At 70.0% G+C, this 18,802-nt stretch carries 18 protein-coding genes; 7 read left to right on the top strand and 11 right to left on the bottom strand.

The features are described from left to right. The first annotated feature begins 82 nt into the window (after window positions 1-82). From REH65_RS21705 to REH65_RS21695, 3 genes are all read left to right on the top strand, one after another. Entirely contained in the window at window positions 83-685 is a 603-nt protein-coding gene (locus REH65_RS21705) for a TetR/AcrR family transcriptional regulator (protein WP_406688865.1), read from the top strand. 220 nt (window positions 686-905) lie between these two features. Next, window positions 906-1,685 carry a hypothetical protein gene (locus REH65_RS21700; RefSeq protein ID WP_281455094.1) on the top strand — a complete coding sequence of 260 codons (780 nt, stop codon included), beginning with the start codon at window positions 906-908 and terminating at the stop codon, window positions 1,683-1,685. Between the two features lie 215 nt (window positions 1,686-1,900). Next, window positions 1,901-2,149, top strand: a complete 249-nt coding sequence (locus tag REH65_RS21695) for a hypothetical protein (protein WP_245775586.1) — start codon at window positions 1,901-1,903, stop codon at window positions 2,147-2,149. 79 nt (window positions 2,150-2,228) lie between these two features. Here the strand turns inward: REH65_RS21695 and REH65_RS21690 are convergent, their stop codons facing one another. From REH65_RS21690 to REH65_RS21650, 9 genes are all read right to left on the bottom strand, one after another. Further along, complete coding sequence (locus tag REH65_RS21690; RefSeq protein ID WP_406688864.1) at window positions 2,229-4,448, bottom strand: 3-hydroxyacyl-CoA dehydrogenase NAD-binding domain-containing protein; 2,220 nt, start codon at window positions 4,446-4,448, stop codon at window positions 2,229-2,231. 14 nt (window positions 4,449-4,462) lie between these two features. Next, on the bottom strand, window positions 4,463-5,677 hold the full coding sequence (locus tag REH65_RS21685; protein WP_281455096.1) for an acetyl-CoA C-acetyltransferase: 1,215 nt from the start codon (window positions 5,675-5,677) through the stop codon (window positions 4,463-4,465). Between the two features lie 252 nt (window positions 5,678-5,929). Continuing rightward, window positions 5,930-7,246, bottom strand: a complete 1,317-nt coding sequence (locus tag REH65_RS21680) for a (Fe-S)-binding protein (protein WP_406688863.1) — start codon at window positions 7,244-7,246, stop codon at window positions 5,930-5,932. Next, window positions 7,246-8,484 (bottom strand): FAD-binding oxidoreductase, encoded by a 1,239-nt coding sequence (locus tag REH65_RS21675; RefSeq protein ID WP_406688862.1) that lies wholly within the window; start codon window positions 8,482-8,484, stop codon window positions 7,246-7,248. Before REH65_RS21675 ends, REH65_RS21680 begins: the two co-directional genes overlap by 1 nt. Further along, entirely contained in the window at window positions 8,484-9,986 is a 1,503-nt protein-coding gene (locus tag REH65_RS21670) for an FAD-linked oxidase C-terminal domain-containing protein (RefSeq protein WP_406688861.1), read from the bottom strand. The genes REH65_RS21675 and REH65_RS21670 overlap by 1 nt, the downstream gene beginning before the upstream one ends. Window positions 9,987-10,189: 203 nt before the next feature. Further along, window positions 10,190-11,035, bottom strand: a complete 846-nt coding sequence (locus tag REH65_RS21665) for an oxygenase MpaB family protein (RefSeq protein WP_406688860.1) — start codon at window positions 11,033-11,035, stop codon at window positions 10,190-10,192. 4 nt (window positions 11,036-11,039) lie between these two features. Further along, window positions 11,040-12,200: an alkaline phosphatase family protein gene (locus REH65_RS21660; protein ID WP_406688859.1), complete on the bottom strand. Its 1,161-nt coding sequence runs from the start codon at window positions 12,198-12,200 to the stop codon at window positions 11,040-11,042. Window positions 12,201-12,260: 60 nt separating this feature from the next. Further along, complete coding sequence (locus tag REH65_RS21655) at window positions 12,261-13,403, bottom strand: acyl-CoA dehydrogenase family protein (RefSeq protein WP_406693211.1); 1,143 nt, start codon at window positions 13,401-13,403, stop codon at window positions 12,261-12,263. 119 nt (window positions 13,404-13,522) lie between these two features. Continuing rightward, a complete protein-coding gene (locus REH65_RS21650; RefSeq protein WP_406688858.1) occupies window positions 13,523-14,653 on the bottom strand; it encodes a CaiB/BaiF CoA transferase family protein in 1,131 nt (376 codons plus the stop codon). 145 nt (window positions 14,654-14,798) lie between these two features. Between REH65_RS21650 and REH65_RS21645 the strand changes: the two genes are divergently transcribed. The 4 genes from REH65_RS21645 (at window position 14,799) to REH65_RS21630 (ending at window position 17,848) form a co-directional block, all read left to right on the top strand. Then, on the top strand, window positions 14,799-15,515 hold the full coding sequence (locus REH65_RS21645) for a MerR family transcriptional regulator (RefSeq protein ID WP_406688857.1): 717 nt from the start codon (window positions 14,799-14,801) through the stop codon (window positions 15,513-15,515). A 157-nt stretch (window positions 15,516-15,672) separates the two neighbouring features. Next, the gene (locus REH65_RS21640; RefSeq protein WP_406688856.1) at window positions 15,673-17,007 is read left to right on the top strand and encodes an AMP-binding protein; all 1,335 of its coding nucleotides are present in this window, start codon (window positions 15,673-15,675) and stop codon (window positions 17,005-17,007) included. A 119-nt stretch (window positions 17,008-17,126) separates the two neighbouring features. Continuing rightward, a complete protein-coding gene (locus REH65_RS21635; protein ID WP_281455105.1) occupies window positions 17,127-17,519 on the top strand; it encodes a YidH family protein in 393 nt (130 codons plus the stop codon). Between the two features lie 2 nt (window positions 17,520-17,521). After that, window positions 17,522-17,848: a DUF202 domain-containing protein gene (locus REH65_RS21630; RefSeq protein ID WP_406688855.1), complete on the top strand. Its 327-nt coding sequence runs from the start codon at window positions 17,522-17,524 to the stop codon at window positions 17,846-17,848. Between the two features lie 4 nt (window positions 17,849-17,852). Here REH65_RS21630 and REH65_RS21625 read toward each other — a convergent pair whose 3' ends face one another. Together REH65_RS21625 and REH65_RS21620 are read right to left on the bottom strand one after the other, a co-directional pair. Beyond that, window positions 17,853-18,272 carry an organic hydroperoxide resistance protein gene (locus tag REH65_RS21625; RefSeq protein WP_406688854.1) on the bottom strand — a complete coding sequence of 140 codons (420 nt, stop codon included), beginning with the start codon at window positions 18,270-18,272 and terminating at the stop codon, window positions 17,853-17,855. Further along, window positions 18,269-18,742 (bottom strand): MarR family winged helix-turn-helix transcriptional regulator, encoded by a 474-nt coding sequence (locus tag REH65_RS21620; protein ID WP_406688853.1) that lies wholly within the window; start codon window positions 18,740-18,742, stop codon window positions 18,269-18,271. The genes REH65_RS21625 and REH65_RS21620 overlap by 4 nt, the downstream gene beginning before the upstream one ends. Window positions 18,743-18,802 lie beyond the last annotated feature (60 nt).

Raw genomic sequence — 18,802 nt, 5'->3', positions numbered from 1 at the left:
CAGAGCCCCTCCTCGGACACCGGCACGCTATCTACTGATCAGTAGGCTACTACGAGTAGGTTACTTGCGGTAGGGTTGATTCGTGACGAGCTCTCCTGCATTGGGCGGCCGCAAGCGGATGTCCCGCGCCGAACGCGAGGCGCAGATCCTGGAAGTCGCCGAGCGGGTCTTCGCCAGCGACGGCTACCAAGCGAGCTCGATGGACGACATCGCAGGTCAGGTGGGCCTGTCCAAGCCGATGCTCTACGAGTACTTCGGCTCCAAGGAAGGCCTGCTGCTGGCCTGCCTGCGGCGTTCCAAGCGCGAGCTCCTCGAAGCCACCAGTCAGGCCGCGGCCAACGCCACCAGCTCGGAGCAGCTGCTCTACGACTGCATGCTGGCCTTCTTCCGCTTCGGCGACGAGCACCAGCAGGCGTGGGCCCTGCTGCGGAACGAGTTCTCGATCCCCAACGCCTCGGTCAACTCGGAGCTGGAGGCCATCCGCATCCAGCAGCGCGACTTCACCGCGAACCTGCTGCGCCAGGTCCGCGGCGACCTCGACGACGAGCAGGCCGAGGCCTACGCGGAGTCGATCATCGGAGCGAGCGAACGCCTGGCGCTCTGGCGGGAGCACCGGCCGGAGGTCACCGCCGAGAAGGCCACCGAGCACATGATCACGCTGTTCACCCCCGGCCTCGGCTTCTGATCAACACGGCGCCGACCGGCGCATGGGAACCTTCCTGCCATCACCGCGCCCGCGGGCGGTGGCCGGACCGGTGCATGGGAACCTTCCTGCCACAGCCGCGAGCCGAAGGGGCCGATTCACTCGTTCGGGCTGCATTGGTCGATCACGGCTCAAGATCCTTAACAGCGTCTCCGATGTCGAGTCAGCCGTGCCAACACCTCTGACTCGAGGAGATCCAATCTTGCGCTCCTGGACCACGCGCACAGTCAAGGCGGCCGTCATGGCCGCGGGCCTCGCCACCGTCGGCACCGGTGCCGCGAACGCGGCGGGAACAACCGACATCGACAAGCCCGACCTCACGTCCGTGCCGGACGAGGTCACCGCGGAGATCCCGGCCAACGCCTGCCAGATGCAGGAAGGCCCGTCGTTCAGCCCGACGAAGGCGCCGTGCGCCGACACGCAGCTGAACGTGAGCTCGCCGAACGTCGTCAAGAAGGTCGGCGTGGACATCACCAAGACCGCGCACGGCGTGGCCGGCGAGCTGCAGGACGGCCGTCCGGTGCTCGCCCCCGGCAAGCCGAACCGGGTGCTCGGGCACGTTTTCGCCGAGACCACGCGCGTGTCGAAGATGACCAAGACCCGTCCGACCGTGAGCGGTTCGGTCACCCCGGGCCACCTCGGCGTGGTGTACGAGCACACGCCCGACGCGGCGTTGCTGGACACCGAGATCGGGCCGCGCGAGCCCGGCCACCAGGGCTTCTCCGCGGTGGACACCGCGGTCGCGCTGACCGCCGCGCAGGGCTACGAGTCCGAGCCGGTGAGCAACCCGGTGGCGCTGGTCGCCCCGACGCTCAACAACAACCCGCTGCAGACCTCCGGCGAGCCGGTGACGCTGGCCAAGCCCAGCGATGTGCTGCCCGCCGTGGAGAAGACCCCGGTGCTGTCCGAGGTCGACAAGGCCGTGGGCGGCGTGTCGGACGCTCCGCTCCAGCGGATCAGCGGGGTCCTTCCGAAGAACTGAGAGCCCCTGAGGCTTCAGCCGAAATGAAAGTCCATAGTGGAATGTCCGGTTCGCGTCACTCCATCGTGGGTATTCGGCTGAAAACGCCCTCCTGAGTTCGACTTGGACGTGCGCCATGTCGCAGACTCTGCCGCGCGACGCAGGCGAAGCGCAGAAATTCCCTGTGCCGCAAGGGTTCATCCCCTGAAGAACAGTCATCCATAAGGAGAACGACAGTGCGTACCGCTGCACGTATCGCCGGCGTCGCCGGCGCCGCCACCGCCATGCTGGCCCTGGCCGGCCCGGCGTTCGCCGACAGCGCGGACAACGAGGGCGTCAACGGGGCGAACGACAACAACATCAGCGCCGTTCCGGTGCAGCTGTGCGGAGACAACGTCGCCGTCCTCGGCGCGGTTGTCCCGGTCCTGTCGCCGCAGACCCCGCAGTGCGTCAACGCCCCGGTCGTGGACCACCCCGAGGGCTGAACTCGCTGAGCGAGCAACGAGGCGCCGGGTCCTTTCGGGCCCGGCGCCTCGTCATGTCAGCTCGCTGATCACCGTCAGCTCATCGGGCCGACGTGGCCTGCACGATCTCCGCGTCCGGCTCGCCGATGTCGAGCGACTCACCGTTGGCGGCGCGCTTGACCAGAGACTCCGGCGGCTGGAACCGGTCGCCGTAGCGCTCCGCGAGTTCGCGGGAGCGGGCGACGAAACCGGCCAGACCACCGGGGTATCCGTTCATGTACTGCACGACACCGCCGGTCCACGGCGGGAATCCGATGCCCATGATCGACCCGATGTTGGCGTCCGGCACCGAGGTCAGCACGCCCTCGTCGAAGCACTTCACGGTCTCCAGCGCCTCGGCGAACAACATCCGCTCCTGGAGATCGCCCAGGTCGACCTGGGAAGGATCGGCGTCGGCGGAACCGAAGTTCTCCACCAGCCCCGGCCACAGGCCGGCGCGCTTGCCGTCGGCGTAGTCGTAGAAACCGGCGCCGCCGGACTTGCCGGTGCGGCCGAACTCGTCGACCATCCGGTCGATGATCTGCTCGGCGGGGTGCGGGTCCCACGTGCCACCGGCCGCTTCCACCGCAGCCTTGGTCTCGTCGCGGATCTTGCGCGGCAGCGTCAAGGTCAGCTCGTCGAACAGCTGCAGCACCGGGGCCGGGTAGCCGGCCTGCGAGGACGCCTGCTCGATGGAGGCGGGGTGGACGCCCTCGGCCAGCATCGCCACGCCCTCGTTGATGAAGGTGCCGATGACGCGGCTGGTGAAGAATCCGCGGCTGTCGTTGACCACGATCGGCGTCTTGTTGATCTGCTGCACGACGTCGAAGGCGCGGGCCAGCGCGCGGTCGCTGGTGCGCTCACCCGAGATGATCTCGACCAGCGGCATCTTGTCGACCGGCGAGAAGAAGTGCAGGCCGATGAAGTCCTCGCGGTTGCGGACACCTTCGGCGAGATCGGTGATCGGCAGCGTCGAGGTGTTCGAGCACAGCAGCGCGTCACCGTCGACGACGTCCTGGATCTCGCCGAAGACCTGGTGCTTGAGCTTGAGGTTCTCGAAGACCGCCTCGATGACCAGATCGCAGCCCGACAGCGGCTCGACCTGATCGGTCGGGGTGATGCGACCCAGCAGCTCGTCGGCCTTCTCCTGGGTGGAACGGCCGCGCGCGACGGCCTTCTCCAGGATCTTCGCCGAGTAGTCCTTGCCCTTCTCGGCGTTCTCCAGCGACACGTCCTTGAGCACGACCTGCATGCCGGCCTTGGCGCAGACGTAGGCGATTCCGGCGCCCATCATGCCGCCGCCGAGCACCGCGACCTTCTTCGCCCGGAACTCCGGCACGCCGTCGGGGCGGCTGCCACCGGCGTTGATGTGCTGGAGGTCGAAGAAGAACGCCTTGCTCATGTTCTTCGCGGTCTGGCCGGTGACCAGCTCCACGAAGTAGCGGCCCTCGATGTCCAGGGCGGTGTCGAAGTCGACCTGGCTGCCCTCGACCGCCGCGGCCATGATGTTGCGCGGCGCCGGCATGGGGGCGCCCTTGAGCTGCTTGCGCAGGTTGGCCGGGAAGGCGGGCAGGTTCGCCGCGAACTTCGGGTTCGACGGGGTGCCGCCGGGGATCTTGTGGCCGTCGGTGTCCCAGGGCTGAGCGGCCTCGGGGTTGGCCTTGATCCATTCCTTGGCCTTGCCCAGCAGGTCCTCGGGGGTGTCGACGATCTCGTGGATCAGCCCGGTCTTGAGGGCCTTCTCGGGACGCAGCTGCTGGCCCTGCAGCAGGACGCCCATCAGCGCCTCGGCGATGCCCAGCAGGCGCACGCTGCGCACCACGCCACCGGCGCCGGGCAGCAGACCCAGGCTGACCTCGGGGAACCCGAAGCGGGCCTTGGGGTTGTTCAGCGCGATGCGGTGGTGGCAGGCCAGCGCGATTTCGAGGCCGCCGCCGAGGGCGGTGCCGTTGAGCGCGGCGACGACGGGCTTGCCGAGGGTTTCCAGGCGGCGCAGCTGCTTCTTCACGTTGGCCGTGGTGGCGCCGACGGTCTCGGCGTCACCGGGCCGGGCCTGGATCAGTTCGCGCAGGTCACCACCGGCGAAGAAGGTCTTCTTCGCGGAGGTGAGGACCACGCCGGTGATGCTGTCGCGCTCGGATTCCAGGCGGTCGAGGACCGCGTCCATGCTCGCCTGGTAGCGCAGGTTCATGGTGTTGGCCTGCTGCTGGGGGTCGTCCAGGGTCAGCACGACGATGCCGTCGGCGTCGGACTCCCAGCGGATGGTGTTCTGCTCGCTCATGTCTGATGTGCCCCTCAGCCGATCCGTTCGACGATGGTCGCGATCCCCATGCCGCCGCCGACGCACAGCGTCGCGAGGCCGTACCGGAGGTTGCGGCGTTCGAGCTCGTCGATGACGGTGCCCAGGATCATGGCCCCGGTGGCGCCCAGCGGGTGGCCCATGGCGATCGCACCGCCGTTGACGTTGACCTTGTCGTGGTCGACGCCGAACTCCTTCATGAACTTCAGCGGCACCGCGGCGAACGCCTCGTTGATCTCGATCAGGTCGATCTGCTCGATGCTCATGCCCGCCTTGGCAAGCGCCTTGCGCGCGGCCGGGCCGGGGCCGGTGAGCATGATGGTCGGGTCGGCGCCCGACAGCGCGGCGGCCACGATGCGGGCGCGCGGCTTGAGACCGGTGCGCTCGCCGAGGTTCTCGCTGCCGATCAGGGCCAGCGCGGCGCCGTCGACGATGCCCGAGGAGTTGCCCGGGGTGTGGACGTGGTCGATCTGCTCGACCCAGTGGTACTGCTGCAGCGCGACGGCGTCGAACCCGCCCATCTCGCCGATGCCGGCGAAGGAGGGCTTGAGCCCGCCGAGGGAGTCGGCGGTGGTGCCTGCGCGGATGTGCTCGTCGCGGTCGAGGACGGTCACGCCGTTGCGGTCCTTGACCGGGACCACGGAGCGGGCGAAGCGGCCGTCGGCCCAGGCCTTGGCGGCGCGGTCCTGCGATTCGGCGGCGTAGGCGTCGACGGTGCCCCGATCGAAGCCCTCGATGGTGGCGATGAGGTCCGCGCCGATGCCCTGCGGGACGAAGCCGGTCGAGTAGTTGGTCTCCGGGTCCATCGCCCACGCGCCGCCGTCGGAGCCCATCGCGACGCGCGACATGCTCTCGACACCACCTGCGAGGACGGCGTCCTCCCAGCCGGAGCGGACCTTCTGCGCGGCGATGTTGACGGCTTCCAGGCCGGAGGCGCAGAAGCGGTTCAGCTGCACGCCCGCGACAGTGTCGGGCAGCCCTGCGGCGATCGCCGCGGTCTTGGCGATGTCGCCGCCCTGATCGCTGACCGGCGAGACCACGCCGAGGACGACGTCGTCGATCAGCGCGGGGTCGAGCTCGGGGTGGCGGCGCTGCAGCTCCTCGATCAGGCCCACGGTCAGGGAGATGGGTTTCACCCCATGCAACGACCCGTTTTTCTTTCCACGACCCCGCGGTGTGCGGATCGCGTCGTAGACGAACGCCTCGGACATGTGTGGCGTGCCTCCTCATTGCGGCAGGTGCTCCACTCAGAGTGTGACACCAATGCTGTCACAGTCAATGACAATCCTGATGTCCGCCGGAGGGAGCGGGCGGTGTTGGGAGCGTGGGAACCTTTCGTTCACCTTCCCCCCGCAGCGGCGCGCGGCAACTCGGCAGGAAGGTTCCCCTGCTCGGCACCGCACACCCGTTTCAACGACGAAGCGGGGACGCCGCAACGACGTCCCCGCTTCCGGTCACCGACATCACTTCAACAACGTCTCCACGCCCGCGCCGCGGATCGAGGCGTCGAGCACCTGCACCGTGTGCGCCATCGACATGGCCTCGTCGCGTCGTTCCAGCGCCGTGCGGATCTGCATGGAGCAACCCGGGTTGGCCGTCACCAGCAGCTGAGCCCCGGTGTCGAGCACGTTGGCGGCCTTGCGGTCACCGAGCTCCCGGGCGGGCTCGGGTTGCAGCAGGTTGTAGACGCCCGCCGAGCCGCAGCACAGCTCCGCGCGGTTGATCTCGGTGAGCTGCAGCCCCGGGATGGCTCGCAGCAGCTCGCGCGGCTGCGAGCGGATTCCCTGACCGTGGGCCAGGTGGCACGCGTCGTGGTAGGCGACCTTCACCGGCAGCGGGTGCCGCTCGGCCACGGGACCGAGTTCCACCAGGAGTTCGGCGATGTCGCGGACCTTCGAGGAGAACCGCTCGGCCTTCTCCCGGTACACCGGGTCGTCCTGGAGCAGTCGCGGGTACTCCTTGAGCGTGGAGCCGCACCCGGCGGAGTTGATGACCACGTGGTCCACCCCGGCTGCTTCGAAGCTGTCGAGCAGGTCGCGGGCGAAGGCCACCGCTTCGGCTTCGCGCCCCGAGTGCTCGCTGAGCGCACCGCAGCAGCCCTGCGAGGGCGGGACGACGACGTCGCAGCCCTCGGCGGCGAGGATGCGGGCGGTGGCCGCGTTGACGTCGGGGAAGAACGCCGACTGGACGCAGCCGGTGATCATGCCGACGGTCGCCCGCTTGGCCGAGCGGGCCGGGATCCGCGCGGGGAGCTTCTCGGCGCGGTTGATCGGCGGCGCCAGGGATTCCATGACCTGCAGGCCTGCGGGCAGCTTGGCCATCAGCCCGGTGCGCTTGAGCAACCTGCCCAGGCGCGTGCGCTGGTAGAGAGCGAGCGGGCCGCGCATCGCGCGCAGCCGCTTCGGGTACGGGAAGAGCGTGAAGATGATGGTGCGCATCAGCTTCTCGAAGCGCCCGCGTTCGTGGTGCCGCTCGACCTGCGCGCGCGTCTCGGTGATCAGCGTGCCGTACTGCACGCCGGACGGGCAGGCGGTCACGCAGGCCATGCAGCCCAGGCAGGCGTCGAAGTGCTCGACCATGTTGTCGGTGAGCGGTTCGCCTTCGAGTCCTTCCTTCATCAGGTAGATGCGTCCGCGCGGGGAGTCCATCTCCTCGCCCCACAGGTCGTAGGTGGGGCAGCTGGGCAGGCAGAACCCGCAGTGCACGCAGTCGTCGATGAGTTCGCGCTGGGGCGGGTGAAAGGCGTCGAAGGCGCCGGGGCGGGCCGGGGTCTCGGTCATCAGATTCCTCCCACGAACCGGCCGGGGGCGAGCCGGTGTTGCGGATCGAACTGGTCCTTGGTGCGGCGCATCAGCGCGAGCGGTCCGGCGCCGATCGGGCCCCACGGGTCCACGGCCTGGAGCACCTCGCGCGGGGCGCGTTCGAGCACCGCGTAGTCGCCGCGGTCGCGCAGTCGCGAGGTGAGCCGCGCGATCGCGGTCGGGTCGGAGTCGGCCGGGAGGCCCAGGTGCAGGACACCGAGCCCGATCGCGCCGCGCACGGACACCGGCAGCTCACCGGCGAGCTGTTCGACGGCGCCCAGCAGATCGCGCATGGCGGTGGGCTCGGCTCCGACGCGCAACCCGGTGCCGTCGGGGGTGAAGGGATGCTTCCCCCACCACTGCGGCGGCTGGTCGACGACGTCGCCGCCGATCTCGGCCGCCAGCTCCAGCGCGCGGGCGTGGGTGGCAGAAGGGCGTCCTTCCACCTGTCCGCAGACCGTGAAGGGGCCTCCTGCGGGACGGTCGACCTCGATGGCGGTCGGCATCGCCTGCGAGTGGCGGATGGTGTCCGCGGCGGCCGCCGCTGCTGCGGCGTCGTCGGTGGTGACGGTGATCCACCGGTGCTCTTCGGCGACGGGGTGCAACCGGAACACGGCTTCGGTGATGACGCCTAGGGTCCCGAACGAACCGGTGTAGAGCTTGCAGAGGTCGTAGCCGGCGACGTTCTTGACGACCTTGCCGCCCGCGGTGGTGACGGTGCCGTCGGCGAGCACCACGGTGATGCCGATCAGCAGGTCGCGGACGCCGCCGAACAGGTGCCTGCACGGTCCGGAGTTCGCGGTGGCGATGACGCCGCCGACGGTGGCGGAGTCGATGGGCTGGTCGATCGCCAGTTGTTGCCCGCCGCTGCGCACGGTCCGGTTGATCTCGGCGATGGGGGTGCCGGCCAGCGCGTGCACGACGAGGTCGCCCGCGGCGTGCTCGACGACCTCGTTGGCCGGTGAGAGGTCCAGCAGCAGGTCGACGTCGCGGGGCGGGGCGCCCCAGTCGAGCTTGCTGCCGGAGCCCTTGGGCACGACGCGCAGCTGGTGTTCCGCGGCGACCTTCATCGCGGCCGCCGCCTGCTCGGTTCCCTCCACTGCGGCCACCAGGGAGTGGCCGATCCCGTGGTCCTGGTCGTTCGCCGCGCGGACGTGGTCGGGGCCGAGCGCGGCGACCAGTGCGTCGTGGGCGGCTTCGGTGGTCTTCGTGGGCATCAGAACTGGTCCGCCAATCCCGCTTCGGTCAGGGGGTGCACGCCGGTGCGCCGACCCGGCACTTCTCCGCACAGCCGGGGTGTGGGGAAGACCTTGCCGGGGTTGCAGATCCCGACCGGGTCGAACGCGCAGCGCACCCGCTGCATGGTGTCGAGGTCGTCGGCGGTGAACATGCGCCCCATGTACTTGACCTTGTCCGCCCCGACTCCGTGCTCACCGGTGATGGAGCCGCCGTGCTCGATGCACAGGTCCAGGATCGCGCCGGAGACGGCTTCGGCGCGCTCACCCGCGCCGGGTTCGGCGTTGTCGAAGAGCACGAGCGGGTGGAGATTCCCGTCGCCGGCGTGGAAGACGTTGGCCACGCGCACACCGGATTCGCTGGACAGGCGGGCGATGCGGCCCAGGACCTCGGGCAGCGCGGTGCGCGGGATGACCCCGTCCTGGACGATGTAGTCGGGGCTGATGCGGCCGACGGCGGCGAAGGCCGATTTGCGGCCTTTCCAGATCATGGCCCGCTCGGCGTCGTCGGCGGCGACGCGGATCTCGAAGGCGCCGTGGGCGCGGCAGTGCCGTTCGACCTCGGTGAAGGTGTGCTCGACCTCGGCCGCGGGCCCGTCCAGCTCGACGACCAGCACCGCGCCCGCCCCGTCCGGATATCCGCACTGCACGGCCTGTTCCGCGGCCTCGATGGCGAGCGCGTCCATCATCTCGATGGCCGCCGGTGTCACGCCGTCGGCGATGATGGCCGACACCGCGGCACCCGCTTCGTCGGTGGAGGGGAACCCCGCGAGCAGGGTTTGCACGGATTCCGGTTTGCGCAGCAGCCGCACGGTGATCTTGGTGACGACGCCGAGGGTGCCTTCGCTGCCGATGAAGGCCCCCAACAGGTCGTAGCCGGGAGCGTCGCGCGCGTCGGACCCGAGTTCGACGAGTTCTCCGTCGGGGGTGACGACTTCGATGCCGAGAATGTGGTTGACGGTGAAGCCGTACTTCAGGCAGTGCGCGCCGCCGGAGTTCTCGGCCACGTTGCCGCCGACCGAGCACACCTGCTGGCTGGAGGGGTCGGGGGCGAAGTAGTAGCCGTGCGGCGCAGCGGCTTTGGTGACGTCCAGGTTGATCACGCCGGGTTCGACGACGGCGCGCTCGTTCGCGGTGTCGATCTCCAGGATGCGGCGCATCTTGGAGGTGACCACCAGAACTCCGGAGGAGTGCGGGAGCGCACCTCCGGACAGGCCGGTTCCGGATCCTCGTGCGACGAAGGGGATCTCGTGCGCGGCGCAGGCTCGTACGACATCGCGGACCTGATCGGCGGTCTCGGGCAGCACGACCACGGCCGGGACGACCCGGTGGCTGGCGAGTCCGTCGCATTCGTAGGTCCGCAGCCGCTGCGGATCGGTGATCACCGCTCCGTCGGGCAAGGCCGCGCGGAATTCCCCTATCGCGGTGTCCAGCGCGGTCGGGCCTCCCGCCGCGCGCTCGGCTTCGACACTGGCCGACTGCATTGTTCAGCCTCCCGGGAAACTTCCGCCTAGCAGAAAAGTGGTTCCGTGAAAGGAAATCCTAGGTTGCTCACAACATAGATACAAGAGGTGGACAAGATGCGGGTGCCCACCCCGAGTGTGCCCGAATATGCACTTCACAGACGATCTCCGCAGGGCGGCGCCGCCCCGGAGACGTGGAAGAAAGGTTCCCTTCCTCCCGGCCGCTAGAGCTCCGCGAGCGACCGCGCGGAAGGGAAGGCCCCTTCACCCAGCCGCTCCACCGCGCGCAGCACGTGCCCGCTGGGGAACCGGTAGCGCAGCCGGTCGGGCACCGCCTTGCCCGCGGTGCGGAACGCACGCGCACCGGCCGTGGTGGCCGACTCCGGCAGCGGCGTCCGGCCGTGCAGGTCGTGCGCCCAGCCCGGCAGCAGCGAGTACGCCAGCCGCCCGATCGGCAGATACCCCAGGTTCAGCGGCCGCCAGCGCCTGGCGCGCAACGGGTGGTGCAGGAACCGGAACACGACCTCCGACTCGTCCGTGCGCGCCAGCTCCGGGCGCACCCGCCGGAAGTAGTCCGCCACCTCGCCACGCGACCCGGGCACCCGCTGCGGATCGAGCCCCACGAGCTCGGCGGAACGGCGCTGCTCGTCGAGGTAGCGGTCGTGCTGGGCGTCGGTGAGCGGAAAACCCGCGCGCCGCACCACCTCCGCGAACGTGGCGACCTCCGCGCAGTGCACCCACAGCAGCAGATCCGGGTCGTCGAGCCGGATCCGCTCACCCGTCCTCGGATCGCTGGCGCTCAGCGCGCGATGCACGTGGCGGACGCGTTCCGCAGCGGCAGCGGCCTTGTCGGTGGTGCCGTAGGTGGCCACACCCACGAAGTCGCTGGTGCGGCGCAACCGGCCGATCGGGTCCTGCTGGAACCGCGAGTTCTGCACCACCGCGGCCACCGCCCGCGGGTGCAGGGCTTGCAGGAAGAGGCTGCAGATCCCCGCGATCCACATCGTCGGATCACCGTGCAGCTGCCAGGTCACCGTCCTGGGCCCGAACAAGCCCTCGTCGACCGCCACCGACTCACCCTCCCGTCACCAGCACCGGCACCAGCTGCTCGGCGGCGGTCAGCGACCCGTGGTGGCCCCGCAACGCCGACTCCCCCGGCTCGACCGCGGAACGGATCACCCCACCGGTGCGCATGATCGCCAGCACGTCGCCGATGCGCGGTGCCACCTCCGCCGACACCGGCCCGAAGTAGCCCTCATCCATCGCCTGCTCGCCGGTCATCACCGCACCGGCCGGACCGACGGTGTCCCGCCAGGCGGCGAGCACGTCGCCCCGCGCACCCGCCCGCGCGTAGACGTGGCGGACGCGCACCTCTCCGCCGAGCAACCGGACCCCTTCGCTCAGCGCGGGATCGCTGTCGGCGTCGATCGCCTCGGCAGGGTCGAGGTCGACCATGCCGTGGTCGGCCACGACTCCGAGCACCGCTCCCGGCGGGAGCGCTTCGGCGATCATCCGCACGAATGCGTCGACCTGCCGCAACTGCATGCGCCACGGGACCGACCCCGGCCCGTGGACGTGTCCCAGCAGGTCAACGCCCCCGTGGTAGCCGTAGCAGAGGGTCGGTCCGGGGCTCTCGGCGGCGGCGAGGAGCTCCGCGGCGAGATCGCCCAGCTCCCGCACGCCCCGGAACCGGCCGCCGCGCAGCGAGGCCCGGGTCAGCCCGGTGCCCTCGAAGTGCGGCGGCACGGCGGTGCGCACGTCCACGCCCGCGGCCACGGCGCGTTCCAGAACGGTGGTGTGCGGCTGCACCTGCTCGGGAGGCCACTTCTCGATCAGGCTGCTGCGCTCGTCGTCGGCACCGCCGGGGGCGCTGCGCGCCGTCCAGCTCAGGGGGTGCAGCAGCCCGCCGCCGGGTTCGGCGAAGGTGTATCCGACGAGCCCGTGCTCGCCCGCGCACCGGCCGGTGGCCAGCGAGGTGATGCTGGTGACGGTGGTGGTGGGGAACCCCGCTGTCAGCGGCGGCGTGGTCTGCAGACTCGACAGGAACGGGGCATCGGCGGCGTGCTCGCGCAGCAGTTCGTGGCCGAGCCCGTCGACGAGCAGCACCAGGGCGTTGCGGCACGGCGGGATGCCGATGGTGTCGGTGAAGTCCTCGACGCCCATCGCGGACAGCATCGAGGGCAGGACGTCGCGCAGCGCGCGACCGCTGGGATCGGGGGCGACGATCCAGTCCACGGCTCGCCTCCTTCGCGGCGGGGCGCGGTGACCGGCGGGCGCCGGTCACCGCCAACACCGTCAGAATCCCATGGACCGGCCGATGATCTCCTTCATGATCTCGGTCGTGCCGCCGTAGATGGTCTGCACCCGGGAGTCCAGGTAGGCCTTGGCCACCGGGTACTCGGTCATGTAGCCGAAGCCGCCGTGCAGCTGCAGGCAGCGGTCGATGACGCGCTTGTTGAGCTCGCTCAGCCACCACTTGGCCATCGCGGCGTGCTCGACGCTCAGCTCGCCGCGCACGTGGTCGCGCACGCAGCGGTCGGCGAAGACCTGGCCGATCTCGACCTCGGTGGCCATCTCGGCGAGCTCGAACCGGGTGTTCTGGAACTTGCCGATAGGACGGCCGAAGGCGGTGCGCTCGCGGCAGTACTCCTTGGTGAGCTCGAGGATCTTGGTGGCCGAGGCGATGGCGGCGACGCCGATCGACAGTCGTTCCTGCGGCAGGTTCTGCATCAGGTAGACGAAGCCCTGCCCCTCCTCGCCGAGGAGGTTGCGGGCCGGTACCCGCACGTCGTGGAAGAACAGCTCGGCGGTGTCCTGCGACTTCTGGCCGATCTTGTCGAGGTTGCGGCCGCGTTCGAAGCCCGGCATGTCGCGCTCGACGACCAGCAGGCTGATGCCCTGGTGCCCGGCGTCGGGATCGGTGCGGGCCACCACGATCACCAGGTCGGACATGATGCCGTTGCTGATGAAGGTCTTCTGCCCGTTGAGCACGTACTCGTCACCGTCGCGGATCGCGGTGGTGCGGATGCCCTGCAGGTCGCTGCCCGCACCGGGTTCGGTCATGGCGATGGCCGAGATGAGCTCACCGGAGCAGAACCCGGGCAGCCAGCGCTGCTTCTGCTCGTCGTTGGCCAGCCTCATCAGGTAGGGCGCGACGATGTCGTTGTGCAGGGGCGATCCGAACCCGGAAACGCCTGCGGCGACGAGCTCCTCGTCGAACACGACGTTGAACCGGAAGTCGTCGACTCCCCCGCCGCCGAACTCGTCGTCGACGGCGAAGCCGAGGAGTCCCTGCGCACCGGCGGCGCGCCAGGCCTCCCTGCTGACCTGACCGGCTTCTTCCCACTCCTGCACGTGCGGCACGAGTTCCTTGGTGACGAAGGTCCGAACCGTGTCGCGGAACGCCTCGTGCTCGGACTCGAACAACTCCCTGCGCATCATCACGCATCCTTTTCGTTCGTGGCGGGCGGCGCGAGGAAGGGAACCTTCCTGTCACCACCGGCCCGCGGGACCGCTTCGAGGGGACGGGATCTCACGACGGGTCGCGTCGCGGGACGTCATGACGCGGAGCGCATCGCCCCGGAGTCGAGCAGGTCCTGGGGAAGACCCCAGTCGCGCAGGACCTCTTCGGTGTGCGCGCCCGGTGTGGCGACCGGCCCGGGCTCGGGGTTGGGGGTGTGGCTGAAGCGCGGGGCGGGAGCGGGCTGCAGGGTCCCGTCACGTCGCACAAGGGTCTGGCGGGCGGCCAGGTGCGGGTGCTGTTCGGCCTCGGCCATCGACAGCACCGGCGCGAAGCAGGCGTCGGAGCCCTCGAACACCTCGGTCCACTCCTGGCGGGTTCGCTGCTTGAACGTCTCGGCGAACGTGGCCCGCAGCTCGGGCCAGTTCGAGGCGTCGTCGCGGTCCGGGACCTTCCCCGTCAGTTCGAGCCGGTCGAGCAGCTCGGCGTAGAACTTGGGTTCCAGCGCTCCGACGGAGATGTGCTCGCCGTCGGCGGTCTCGTAGACGTCGTAGTAGGGCGCCCCGGTGTCGAGGAGGTTGGTGCCGCGTTCGGTGCTCCACCCTCCGGAGCCGAAGAAGCCCCAGAGCATGGCGCCCAGGTGCGCGGTGCCGTCGACGATGGCGGCGTCGACGACCTGCCCGCGTCCGCTGGAGCGGGCTTCGAGCAGTGCGGCCAGCACTCCGACCGCCAGGTACATGGCGCCGCCGCCGAAGTCGCCGAGCAGGTTCGCCGGTACCTGCGGCGGCCCGTCCTTGCGGCCGATGAGGTGCAGCATCCCGGTCAGCGACACGTAGCCGACGTCGTGGCCGGAGGTGTGGGCGAGCGGGCCGTCCTGCCCCCAGCCGGTCATCCGGCCGTAGACGAGGCGGGGGTTGCGTTCCCAGCACTGCTCGGGGCCGACGCCGAGGCGTTCGGTGACACCGGGCCGAAGTCCTTCCAGCAGCACGTCGGCCTCTTCGGCGAGGGCGAGCACCGCTTCCGGCCCCTTCTCGTGCTTGAGGTCGACCTGCACCGACCGCTTGCTCCGGTTGAGCAGGTCCTCGCCGCCGCCGGCGGTGCCGGGCCGGTCGACCCGGACCACGTCTGCGCCGAGGTCGGCCAGCAGCATCGAGCAGAACGGCGCCGGACCGATCCCGGCGAGCTCGACGACTTTCACCCCGGCCAGCGGGCCACCCGTTGCCGTCACGACAGAGTCCTCTCCACGACGCGGAAGCCGGAGCCCTCGAACAACGCGGGCCCCAGGACAACGCTGTGTCACGCGACACAAGAATCACGACGCAATCAGTGTTACATCGTTGGTGTAACAGCGGTCAAGGAGTAGCGTGACCGGCATGCTCCGAACTGCGGACGAAGAGCTCACCATCGACGAACTGGCCGCCCGTGCCGGGGTGACCGTGCGGACGGTCCGCTTCTACTCGTCGCGCGGCCTGCTGCCCGCACCGCGTCTGCGCGGTCGTCTCGGACTGTACGGCGCCGAGCACCTCGCGCGACTGGATCTGATCCGCGAGCTGCAGACGCTCGGCTTCACCCTGTCGGCGATCGAGCGGCACCTGCAGCGCATCCCCGAGGGGTCCTCGCCGGACGAGCTGGCGCTGCAGCGGGCGCTGATCGCTCCGTGGACCGATGAGCACGCCGAGGAGCTCGACCGCCACGAGCTGGATCGCCGCGCCGGTCGCCACCTCGACGACGACCTGGTCGAGCACCTGGTGGAGCTGGGGATCCTGCAGCGCATCGACGACTCCGACGAGCTGCGGTTGCCCAGCCCGGCGATGCTCGGGGTCGGCCTGCAGATCCTCGACCTGGGGCTGCCGCTGGAGATGCTGGTGCAGGCCAAGGGAATCGTCGAGCAGCACACCGCGCAGATCGCGACCGAGCTGCGGGAGCTGTTCGCGGCGAACGTCCTGCGCCCCTACATGGAGCACGGGCGCCCCGAGGACGAGCGGGAACGGGTGCGGGCGGCCACGGACCAGTTGCGTCCGCTGACCATCCAGGTGCTGGTCAACGGGTTCCAGCACGCCGTCAACGACGTCATCCGCGACCACGTCTGATTTCGCCGTTTCTTCCGGATGGGCGGCCAGGTCTACCGGTTGGGCGGAACGTGATTCCAGCTTTCGGCGCTGGTTTCCCTCGGCCCTGATCAGGTTTCATCGCCTCAACGCGCGACATTCGCAACCGTCGTTCGGGGCGAGGGGAGATCCGGCTGCGATGAGCACCGTGGACGACTGGGCCGAGGCAGCACTGGAAACGACGATCCCGCGACTGCTCTCCCGCACCACCGCGCGCTTCGCGGACGAACCGGCCCTGACCGACGGCGAACGGACCTACACCTGGAAGCAGACCGGCGAGGAGGTCGAACTGCTGGCCGCTGCGCTGCACGCGCTCGGCCTGCAACGGGGCCAGACCATCCTGCTGATGATGTCCAACCGCGCCGAGCACTGGCTGGCCGATGTGGCCGCCGCGCACCTGGGCGCGGTTCCCAGCACGCTGCACCCGGGGCTGAGCCAGGACCAGGTGCACGCCATCGTCGCGCACAGCCGCGCCCGCGTCGCGGTGCTGGAGAGCGGCGATCAGTTGCGGCGATGGGCCAAGGCGCTGCGCAACGACAGCACGATCGAGCACGTGGTGGTGCTCGACGAAGCGGTGATGGTCAGCGCCGATCACCGCTTCCGCACCTGGGACGACCTGCGGAGACAGGGCGCGCGCCGAGCGGAGGAGGACCCGGGGCTGCTGCAGCGCGCCGGCGCCCGGATCTCCCCCGGCACACCGGCGGCCGTCGTCTACCCGAGCGAGGACTGCGACCACCTCAAGGGCGTGGTGCTGACGCACCGCAACCTGTGCTTCGCCGCCGCGGCTCTGCACCGCGTCAACCGTCCCGAACCGGGCACGACGCGGCTGAGCTACCTGCCGCTGAGCCACATCGCCGAGCGGGTGGCGGGTGTGCACGCGGCGATCCACGACGCCGCGCACGTGCACTTCTGCAGGGACCGCACTCGGGTGCTCGCCGAACTCCCGCGGACCAGGCCCGCGCTGTTCTTCGCCTCGTCGGAGGTGCTGTCGCAGCTGACGGGCGCTCTCCGCGACATCCCTGCGGAGCAGCGCAGCACGCCTCGCGACGGGCAGCGGGTGCGGGCGCGGATCGGCCTGAGCGGCACGGTGTGGCCGTCGACCAGGTCCGGTCCGATCGACTCCGAGGTGCTGGAGCTGTTCAGCGGAATCGGGCTCGAGGTGTGCGAGGGGTGGGGGCTGATCGAGACCACCGGGTGCGCCACCGCGAACCATCCCGATGCCCGCCGCACCGGCACGGTGGGCCGCGCGATGCCGGGCGTGGAGCTGCGCATCGCGCCCGACGGCGAAGTACTGGTGCGCGGCCCGCTGGTGTGCGCGGGCTACCTGGAGGCGGACGGGATGATCCGTCCCGTCACCGACGCCGACGGATGGCTGTGCACGGGCGAAGTCGGCGAGCTGGACTCCCACGGGTACTTGACGATCACGGGCCGCAAGGCGGAGCTGTTCGGCGGCAACGTGCCCTTGGCCCGGTGAGCACGACGAGCACGGGAACCTTCCTGTCATTTCGGCTGGAGCACGGGAACCTTCTTGTCGCCTGGGGCGGAGGGGTGAGCGGCGGCTGTTCCGCCATTCGGACCGGATAACCTCAGGTCATGGCGACCGATGGCGAAGAGCGGACCACGCGTTGGCCGCGTCGGCTCTACGAGGAGGGCGACGAGCCCGATCCCCGGTTCACGCTGGCCAACGAGCGGACCTTCCTCGCCTGGATCCGCACGGCGTTGGCGTTGATGGCCGGCGGGGTCGGTGTCGAGGCGCTCAACGCCGTGGCCGCCGAGCCCAGCCCCATCCGCACCGTGCTGGCGGTCGCGCTGCTGCTGGCCGGGGTGCTGTGCAGTGCCACGGCCTTCACGCGGTGGGTGTCGACCGAGCGCGCGTTGCGGAGGGGTCGGCCGCTGCCCGCGCCGCGCCTGGCTCCGGTGCTGGGTTACGGGTTGGCCGTGATCGGGGTGCTGGCCTGCGTGCTGCTGTTCGTGACCGGGTTCTGACGGTGAGCGGGAATCAGCCCTGGGATCCGGGTCTGCAGATCGAGCGCACGACGTTGGCGTGGTTGCGCACGGTGTTGGCGTTCATGGCGAGCCTGCTGGTGCTGCTGAAGTTGATCTCGCACCACAGCACGGTCGCGGCGGTGGTGTGCGCGCTGGTGACGTTGCCGTTCAGCGGTGTCGTGGCGTGGCTGCTGTGGTGGCGCCATCGCCGCAGCGAGCGTCGGCTGCGCGCGCGAACGCCGCTGCCGGGCGGGGTGTTGCCCGCCGCGACAGCGGCGCTGGCGATGCTCGCCGGTGCCACCGGCGCGGTGTACGTCCTGTTCGCGTAGCGGATCAGGCGGCGACGCGGACGTCGATGTCGATGTTGCCGCGCACGGCGTTGGAGTACGGGCACACCGCGTCCGCGGCCTCGGCGAGCTGCTGCGCCTGGTCGGCGGGAACGCCGGGCAGTTCGACGGCGAGCGCGACCTGGAGGCCGTAGCCGCCCTGGCCGTTCGGGCCGATGCCGACCTCGGCGGTCACCGAGGAGCCTTCGATGTCGACCTTCTGCTTGCGGGCGACGACCTGCAGCGCGCTGTGGAAGCAGGCGGAGTAGCCGGCGGCGAACAACTGCTCGGGGTTGGTGGCACCGCCGGGACCGCCCATCTCCTTGGGGATGGCCAGCTCGAGGTCGACGAGGCCGTCTGAGGTGCGGGTGCGGCCGGCGCGGCCGGCTCCGGTGGCGGTGGCCTCCGCGGTGTAGAGAACGGTCATGATCGCGTCTCCTGATTCTCGGTGACCCGGCGGGCCGCGTCGTTCAACGTGGTCGTCAGGTTTTCCAATGTGGACCGAAGTTCCTCGACGTCGCCGAGTTGCATCCCGGTGGCGGCGACCATCCGCTGGGGGATGTCGCGCGCCTGCTGTCCGAGCGCGCGCCCGTCGTCGGTGATCGCGACGCGCACCGACCGCTCGTCGGTCTCGCTGCGCGCGCGGACCAGGACTCCGCGAGCCTCGAGTCGCTTCAGAAGGGGTGACAGCGTTCCGGAGTCGAGCCGGAGCAGGGCTCCGAGCTCTTTGACGGTGCGCGACTCGCGTTCCCACAGGACGAGCATCACCAGGTACTGCGGGTAGGTCAGGCCGATCTCGTCGAGGAACGGCCGGTAGAGGTTGGTGAACGCCCGCGACGCGCTGTGCAGCGCGAAGCAGAGCAGCCGGTCCAGCGTCGTTCCGGGTTCTGTCGCCACGCCACGAACAGTAGCGCACCATTCAGTTGTGCACAACTAAATTGGGCACAATGATGCTGC

Origin of the sequence: Saccharopolyspora sp. ID03-671 (assembly GCF_045278815.1) — a bacterium.
Classification (GTDB): Bacteria; Actinomycetota; Actinomycetes; order Mycobacteriales; family Pseudonocardiaceae; genus Saccharopolyspora; species Saccharopolyspora ipomoeae.
The sequence above is the reverse complement of the archived record's forward strand: the minus strand, read 5'-3'. Positions and strand labels throughout refer to the sequence as shown.

What these genes read in the sequence shown, in the direction of transcription:
- REH65_RS21690 (WP_406688864.1), bottom strand. Translation starts at nt 4,448, where the DNA reads ATGAGCGAGCAGAACACCATCCGCTGGGAGTCCGACGCCGACGGCATC.
- REH65_RS21685 (WP_281455096.1), bottom strand. Translation starts at nt 5,677, where the DNA reads ATGTCCGAGGCGTTCGTCTACGACGCGATCCGCACACCGCGGGGTCGT.
- REH65_RS21680 (WP_406688863.1), bottom strand. Translation starts at nt 7,246, where the DNA reads ATGACCGAGACCCCGGCCCGCCCCGGCGCCTTCGACGCCTTTCACCCG.
- REH65_RS21675 (WP_406688862.1), bottom strand. Translation starts at nt 8,484, where the DNA reads ATGCCCACGAAGACCACCGAAGCCGCCCACGACGCACTGGTCGCCGCG.
- REH65_RS21670 (WP_406688861.1), bottom strand. Translation starts at nt 9,986, where the DNA reads ATGCAGTCGGCCAGTGTCGAAGCCGAGCGCGCGGCGGGAGGCCCGACC.
- REH65_RS21655 (WP_406693211.1), bottom strand. Translation starts at nt 13,403, where the DNA reads ATGCGCAGGGAGTTGTTCGAGTCCGAGCACGAGGCGTTCCGCGACACG.
- REH65_RS21645 (WP_406688857.1), top strand. Translation starts at nt 14,799, where the DNA reads ATGCTCCGAACTGCGGACGAAGAGCTCACCATCGACGAACTGGCCGCC.
- REH65_RS21640 (WP_406688856.1), top strand. Translation starts at nt 15,673, where the DNA reads ATGAGCACCGTGGACGACTGGGCCGAGGCAGCACTGGAAACGACGATC.
- REH65_RS21635 (WP_281455105.1), top strand. Translation starts at nt 17,127, where the DNA reads ATGGCGACCGATGGCGAAGAGCGGACCACGCGTTGGCCGCGTCGGCTC.
- REH65_RS21625 (WP_406688854.1), bottom strand. Translation starts at nt 18,272, where the DNA reads ATGACCGTTCTCTACACCGCGGAGGCCACCGCCACCGGAGCCGGCCGC.